This is a genomic window from Psychromonas sp. (assembly GCF_047632995.1).
Lineage (GTDB): Bacteria > Pseudomonadota > Gammaproteobacteria > Enterobacterales > Psychromonadaceae > Psychromonas.
The window spans coordinates 1-7,098 of record NZ_JBLIEK010000145.1 but is presented as its reverse complement, the minus strand read 5'-3'; the positions used below and the strand labels follow the sequence as shown (position 1 = coordinate 7,098).

Here is a 7,098-nt window from a genome sequence, read left to right as displayed (position 1 = left end):
CAGTTGAGACTCCCAAAACTTGTGTAGCATGTTTATAAATTATTTTTGGTAGCATTTTTGCCAATCGGCGCCTGATACCTGAAAACTGACCATTTAAATGGCTATCTAAATGCATCCGTTCACAAATAATAGTTGGATAGTACCCTAAAATTTTTCCTATGAGGATATTACTGATATTCGCTCTAACTAAAAAGCTAATGCAAATGGCAGGCTTCAATGCGCGACAAAATAGAAATAAGTTATATAAGCTCTTCAGAAGACTTCGCTTACTATCAAGTACATGGACTGTTATCTGAGCTGGGATTTCTCGAACTAAAGGTTCATCGTCGAGTAACACTAAATGAACGTCGTAAGTGGAATACAAATCTTTTAAGTATAAAATATTAACTAATGCTCTTTCTGCTCCTCCATAACCTATTGAATTTATTATGAAAAGAGCTTTTGGTTTTATTTTGTTCAACATGCAATCCTTTCAATTATAAAGATTTAAACCAATCCCATATCCCCAGTGAAAAGTTATCAAACAGATTAATGCCCAGTGCAGACTTCAGTAAATATAAAGCCAGCAAACCGATGATTAGCGAGACACAAAGAAAACCAGCAAGAAAAACTGCGCTAATTATTTTTGATGCTTTTTGTTCTGCGCGACTTAATTCTCGATTGTTTTTACCCGCGATAAAAACGTAGTAATAGCGAAATTTAAACCAAGGTATTGTGCCTCTTAAATCGACTGTGTGATTACGCCACTGACGATTAACACTGGCGTTTCTGAGGTAGGATAATTGTTCTTCGGTAAAGGTTTCCTTTACTCGGTCTGGCACCTTAGCAAGTAAGTGTTGTAACGCAGGATCCTCATGCAACGAAGCAGGGCGGTTAATGGCCATTTTGTATCCTTCCACTAGTTATCGAACGCGACCTTTTACTTAAATTGGATTTGCTAATTAGCGCCAGAGCTAGAAAAACAATAAAATAACTGGCGTTAGCTGGAGCTTGCAGCGGAAAATCCACACTCATATGGATCAACATGCCAAGTGTCGCCATTAAACTCGCAAATGCCGCACCTTTGTACATCGCATTTTTACGCTTTTTGATAACACTGAGTGCACTAGCAAAACAAAGTAGCACAATGGCAACTAAACATGAAAAACTGACAAAACCGTATTCGATTAAGGTTTGCAGATAGTCGTTATGTGCTTGGTCATAAAACGGATATACATCGGCTTTTTTATAGGACGGAAAAACGCTATAAAAACTGCCACCACCACTTCCCATTAAAGGATAATCAGCAATAATAACCGAGGCATCTATAACCACTTCGTCTCTGCCTTCTTGACTCAAACTGGTTTCAACTAATCGTTCCTGCACCTTATCCAATCCAAACCAAGAACTCACTATTAATAAATCGATAATGATCATACTGATCACCAAGATGCTTAATCCCTTTGAACGTTGTTTATCTGCAAACAACGCATAAATCCCTACTATTGTTAAAGCTGCAAAAAAAGCAGCATTACCCATCCTTGAACGTGACATAACCAGTGCGATAACCATGATGGCTAAACAAATTCTTACTAGTGCTTTATTTCCTAGCAAACTTGAAACAATCACCCTCGACCAATCTCGGCCAGACATGGATTGGTTGTTATTTAAGCTTGCTATAATCAATCCAGTACCAGCAGACAAGCAAAGCATAATGAAGTTAGCAAAATGGTTTTTATACACAAAACTGCCAGTGGCCACTTCTGAAATGGGAAGGTTAAAAATCAAACTGAATTTTGTGCCTAGTAATATTTCTAGAATTCCGTACAGGCCCTGCAACGAGCCAACAATTAACATCAGGGTCAGTACTTTCTTCACCCTTTTTTCATTGTTAATTAATATTAAGCTACACAAAAACAAACAGAAGTAGGCAAAGCTTTTTAATAAACTAACCTTGCTTTGGCCAACGTCTGTACTTAAATACATGTTCTGGACATCGTTGGAAACATTGGCTTTTGGTGAAAGTATGTCAATTATAAACTCAGGTAACGGAATAACCTGCAAAGTGGCAAATATTAAAAACACCAGCCAGATTGAAATAACGGTTTTAAATTTCTTTAAACCTAAAAACAACTCATCTTTTTTTAAGAATATACAGCCAAACATCAGTAGAAAAATTGAAATTTGTAAAAGACTCCAAGCCCAAGGTCTATTCGAACCTAAAGGTAATGGAGCCCAAAATAATGTCGCTAAGAGGAAAGCAAATAAGATGGAATGCAGTGAATATTTCAAAGTAAAACAGTAACTCGGTCTTTTATATTTTTAACAATTCTAACCGTTTGTTCTACAAAAATACCAGACTATTCAATAGTAGTTTAATAAACACTGTTTTTAGAAGCTGCGGCATCCATGGGGTAACACTTTTTGCCAAGTATTAACCTTGCACTTTCACCGACTTATTCGCGCCCATAAAAAAAGCCAAACATTTGTTTGGCTTTCAATTCTCTAAACTTTTTAAATACTAGTTAACCTAAACTCAAGTTAGTTAGTCGAAGCTGTGGGATCTCCGCCACCAGTTCCGCCTGCACCAATACCAACACCAACAGGCGCAGCCAATGCTAGCGCTACTGGACCACCGGCAGCCGTTGCTTCACTCACTGTTGTAGGATCTGCGCCAGCACTTATTGCTGCTAGCAACGCTTGATCTGAATCCATCTCGCCACTCATTACGGCAGCATTAATGACTTCTTGTGCAAAATCTGGGTATAGACCAACGGTTAGATTGATAATATTAATAATATTCTCTGGTGAACTTTCTATTGTTGCTTTAGTTGCCTCAAACAGACTGTTTACAGTCACCATATTGCGCATAAACTCTATAGTATTAAGTTTATCTGTGGTCACTGCTTGAGACGCTTTAGCAGAAAGTAAGGTACTTGTTTCGCTTAATGAATCGTTAATCACTAATACGCTGGATGTAAGCAGAGTCTCACCATTTGCTATTAAAGCTTGAATTGCTTCGTGTACTCTTGTTCCAGGCTGATTTTGATTACCATAAGCAAGAGTGGTTTCAGTTACATCTTGTGCTAAAGCGGTATTCGCTTGCATAATAAAAAACACTAAAAATGTTGCTAATACTCTTTTCATAAAACTTCCTTAATGACAAAAACCTAGACTTTGTGCTGAATCCCTTCTTACAAACTAGGAAATTAACTAATGCAATTAACACAGCATAATACATGCCATTCATAATTTTTTCTTGTGATTTTTAATTAAAACCATATAAATCAGTACAGAGATGCTTAAACAGTAAAATTCATTAAATTTCACATTTTATAAAATGTAAAAAAAGCTGACACATGGAAATAATTTACCCCCCCCCTTGAATAACGTTAGAAAACCAAAGACCAAAGCTTATCAATATATCTCCAGTGTCAATTATAAGTAAGCTTAAACGCTAACATGTAATGCTTTCTGGCTTACCTACCAAATAACCTTGAATATAATCAACATTCATTGCTTGTAAAGTGGTTGCTTCTTCTTCAGTTTCTATTTTTTCAGCAATGACTTTAATCTTAAGTCCATGGGCAATATTCACTAAAGAATGGACAAAAAGTTGATTGTCTTTTTCGATGTGAATATTTTTGGTAAACCGTCCATCTAGTTTTAAGTAATCAGGTTTTATTGCCCGTAAATGGGTCACAGAGGCAATTTGTGCACCAAACCGCTCGATTGTTATTTTTACCCCTAAGTTTTGCACTTTTACGATAAAACTTAAAAAGTTGTTGGTATCACTAAAAAGGCAACGTTCAGGAATTTCTAGCACCAAATGAGAGCACTGCGCACCTAATTGGGTAAGTTGAGTGACAAACCAATTCTGAAAAGAAGGTTTGAGTAATGACAATCGAGAAATATTTAAGCCTACTTTGCCACTTTGATTTGAAAGTTTTTTAAAAGCACAGCGTACTAATAACTCATCTAGTTTTTGATAAAAATCGAGCCTAATGATGGCTGGGATTAACTCAGCCATAGAGATATATTGTTTGCTATCTGGTTCAGGAAAACGAGCAAACCATTCCTGATAAATCTCATCCCCTGAAAATGACCTAATGGGTTGGGCTATAAAATCCGCGGTATCTTTATCTAACAACGCTTTTATCTTTTCGCGCCAAGTCTCGTTGCTTTTAACGGTTTGAAGTTTATCTACAGCCTGCCATTTTAAAGGGGTAAAGTTTGCTTGAGTGAGCGCACTATCAACTTGTTCCAAAATGGCTTTTTTATGGTCGCCATAATTAAAACTACCCGCAGCAATATGAGCAGTGCCCGATTCATATTCTGACTTCTCAATAGCGTTACATTTATCGATAAGCTGTTGGCACAAATCTAAGCAAATCACCTCGTCAATACCTTCAATAATTAACGCAAAATCGGCACCGTTTAAACGATAAAGCGTAAAGTCTATATCCTGCTTATTTAAGTGCTCAGTTAATAAATCACTCACAGTTCTAATGTAGGCATCACCCTCTAAAAATCCAATATTACGGTTTACTTGATTTAAACTACTTAATCGTACAAACATCAAAAAGCTACTGGTTTGGTGATCAGCATCACTTAAAATCTGCTCAAAGGCTAAGTCAAAAGCGCGTCTATTACCCACTTTGGTTAATTCATCAGAATAAGCAAAGTCACGGTAGCGTTCAGCTTGATTGGTTAATCTACCAAATAAGTCGCTAAGTCGTTCTGACATAAGATTAATCGCATCAACAATAATCCTAAGCTCTAAGGTTTTTGGTTTTAACTCCACTCGGTCAAACTTTTGCTGACTAATGGCCTCAGCCTGTTTAACCACAGCCATAATAGGTATGGTTACCATGCGAACTAACAACCACACAAGCACCAATCCAACCAAAAATAGTGACAATATCAGCTGAAAAGAATCGACGGCATTATCCCATAATTGCCCATAACCAATCCCTGGATTACTTTGTACCGACAACTGTCCGGCCATAGTCCAACCATCGTTTAATTCTGTTACGCGAACCGGGGGAGAAAGAGGGAACAGTTTGATAAACCAACTAGGCACCTGTTCTAGCGAAACAGGGGTGCGCCTTTCTAAAATCACTTTGCCATCTGCATCTTTTAATACCATCGCACTGTAGTAGCCTCGGTCAAAAATGGCGTTTACCATGGTTTCAATCAAAGGCATATCTTCATCGCCAATATAGGGTGTAATCGACATCCCCAGTGAAGTGGCCGTATCTTGCGCATGAGATGTGAGTTGCTGTTCTATAAAGTTTTTTGTATTGCTAACACTTATCCATACTGCACCAATAAAAAGTGCCAAAAATATAGAAAATAAGCTGAGAACAAGTTGTCTCGACAAGGGCATATTATTTATCCTCTTTATTATTTAATTCTTGCAACATACGTTTGTTTAAATCTTCCCACAGGTCATTATTGCCGCCCTTTTGAACTTGAATACCTCGGCCTTGCTCTTTGGCCATCCATAAACCATCACCGTTAAAGCTATATACGGGGCGAAGATCCCGGCGTTTATTCGCGGGTAAAATATCTTTATTGAGATTATCGAGTACCAAAGGGATAGATCTAGGCGTTTCGTAATAGGCCAGCACCATATGCGCCATGTTGTAATTTAAGGCCTTTACGTACATGAGTCGCAGCTTTTCTGTTGGCACCCCCAACGCACGTAAACTGAAGTATTTGGCAATACTAAAGTCTTCACAGTCGCCACCATTTGTGGATAAAAACTCAACCGGGGTCGCCCAATAATCATTTTTGTTCCAATGCTTTAAGTCATCCACAAACTCTAAACGATTAAAAAAACGGTTCACCTCATAAAGCTGGTCAGCAGTGCTTGAATTTTTGTTATCGTCAATCACTTCTTGCCAATCTCTCACTCGCTTTGATGCTTCAACGCCAAAGCGCTCCTGCACTTTTTGAAATAGCGCTTCGTTTAACTGAAACGTAGCCTGAGCACTTAGATGAAAAACAATCCAACAAAAAAAAAGTACACGAGTAAAGAATACAATTCGCATTTTAAATTTGTATGTTATTTGAACAAGCTTTGATAAAGCCACAAGCCTTAAAAAACTGTAAAATAATGCGCATTGTCATATTTGTTTTTTATTCCGTGATTATCTTATGGTTGATAGTACTTTACTCATTGAATATTTATCAAAGTATAAATAAGGCCTTTATTAATTAACTTGGTATTATGATTGCTTATATACCGTTAGAATGAATTTGGCATATAGAGATGTTTGTCGATTAACGATAGACTCCTAACCATTAATTGAGTGAGCGACAGCTCATCATGGAAGCATCAGATTAGAGTAGAATGGAAATCAATGTCAGAGTGTAAAAATAAGTCTATTGCGTTTGTAATTAACTCTCTTGAAGGTGGCGGAGCAGAACGGGTTATCTGTAATTTGTTGCAGACGATGCAAGACTCATTTCAGGCACAAAATTTCAACGTTTATCTTGTTTTGCTTGATAAATTACCAGAACAACAACAATGTCCAAAGTATGTAAAACAAATCACTCTCGACAGTAAGTGTAAGTTAGTCGCCAGCTATTTTCAGTTGAACCAATGGGTTAAAGATAATAAACCAGACTTGCTTGTTAGCTTCTTAACCCGTAGCAATTTGGTAACAACACTTATTGGAAAACGCTTCAAAATCCCGACTATTATTAGCGAACGTGTCAATACTAGTAGCCATTTTGCGACAGCTCGCACTGGGTTTATCAGTAAATTAATCGTCAAAGCAGTTTACCCTAAAGCCAGTTATGTAATACCTGTATCACAAGGGGTAATGCAAGACTTAGTGCAAAACTACGCAGTGCCTCAATCAAAATGCACAGTAATGTATAACGCATACGACCAAGTCGTATTATCTGAAAGAGCCGCGCAGAATGTGACTGACTTGCCTGCAAAACCCTACTTAATAGGGATTGGGCGCTTAATGCCTAACAAAAATTTTAGTTTGCTAATTAATGCTTTTGCAAAAAGTAAAAGTCAGCGAGATTTAGTAATACTAGGGCAAGGGCCTGAATTACCAGTTTTAACTAATTTGGTTAAATCCCTTGGATTAGAAAAAA

General features: G+C 37.4%; 6 protein-coding genes and 1 pseudogene. 1 reads left to right on the top strand and 6 read right to left on the bottom strand.

The window, feature by feature from the left end:
- The 6 genes and pseudogenes from ACJAT7_RS16670 to ACJAT7_RS16645 form a co-directional block, all read right to left on the bottom strand.
- Positions 1–463, bottom strand: a pseudogene (locus tag ACJAT7_RS16670) (glycosyltransferase); the annotation flags it as partial.
- A gap of 13 nt (positions 464–476) precedes the next feature.
- Positions 477–884, bottom strand: a complete 408-nt coding sequence (locus ACJAT7_RS16665) for a 3-phosphoshikimate 1-carboxyvinyltransferase (RefSeq protein ID WP_415227932.1) — start codon at positions 882–884, stop codon at positions 477–479.
- Positions 874–2,271 (bottom strand): O-antigen ligase family protein, encoded by a 1,398-nt coding sequence (locus tag ACJAT7_RS16660; RefSeq protein WP_415227931.1) that lies wholly within the window; start codon positions 2,269–2,271, stop codon positions 874–876. The genes ACJAT7_RS16665 and ACJAT7_RS16660 overlap by 11 nt, the downstream gene beginning before the upstream one ends.
- Positions 2,272–2,520: 249 nt before the next feature.
- Positions 2,521–3,126, bottom strand: a complete 606-nt coding sequence (locus ACJAT7_RS16655; RefSeq protein WP_415227930.1) for a hypothetical protein — start codon at positions 3,124–3,126, stop codon at positions 2,521–2,523.
- A gap of 310 nt (positions 3,127–3,436) precedes the next feature.
- Positions 3,437–5,368, bottom strand: coding sequence for an EAL domain-containing protein (locus tag ACJAT7_RS16650; protein ID WP_415227929.1), 1,932 nt, complete (start codon positions 5,366–5,368; stop codon positions 3,437–3,439).
- 1 nt (position 5,369) lies between these two features.
- On the bottom strand, positions 5,370–6,035 hold the full coding sequence (locus ACJAT7_RS16645) for a transglutaminase-like cysteine peptidase (protein ID WP_415227928.1): 666 nt from the start codon (positions 6,033–6,035) through the stop codon (positions 5,370–5,372).
- A gap of 312 nt (positions 6,036–6,347) precedes the next feature.
- Between ACJAT7_RS16645 and ACJAT7_RS16640 the strand changes: the two genes are divergently transcribed.
- Positions 6,348–7,098: glycosyltransferase (locus ACJAT7_RS16640; protein ID WP_415227927.1), on the top strand; the 751-nt coding region annotated here is incomplete at its 3' end.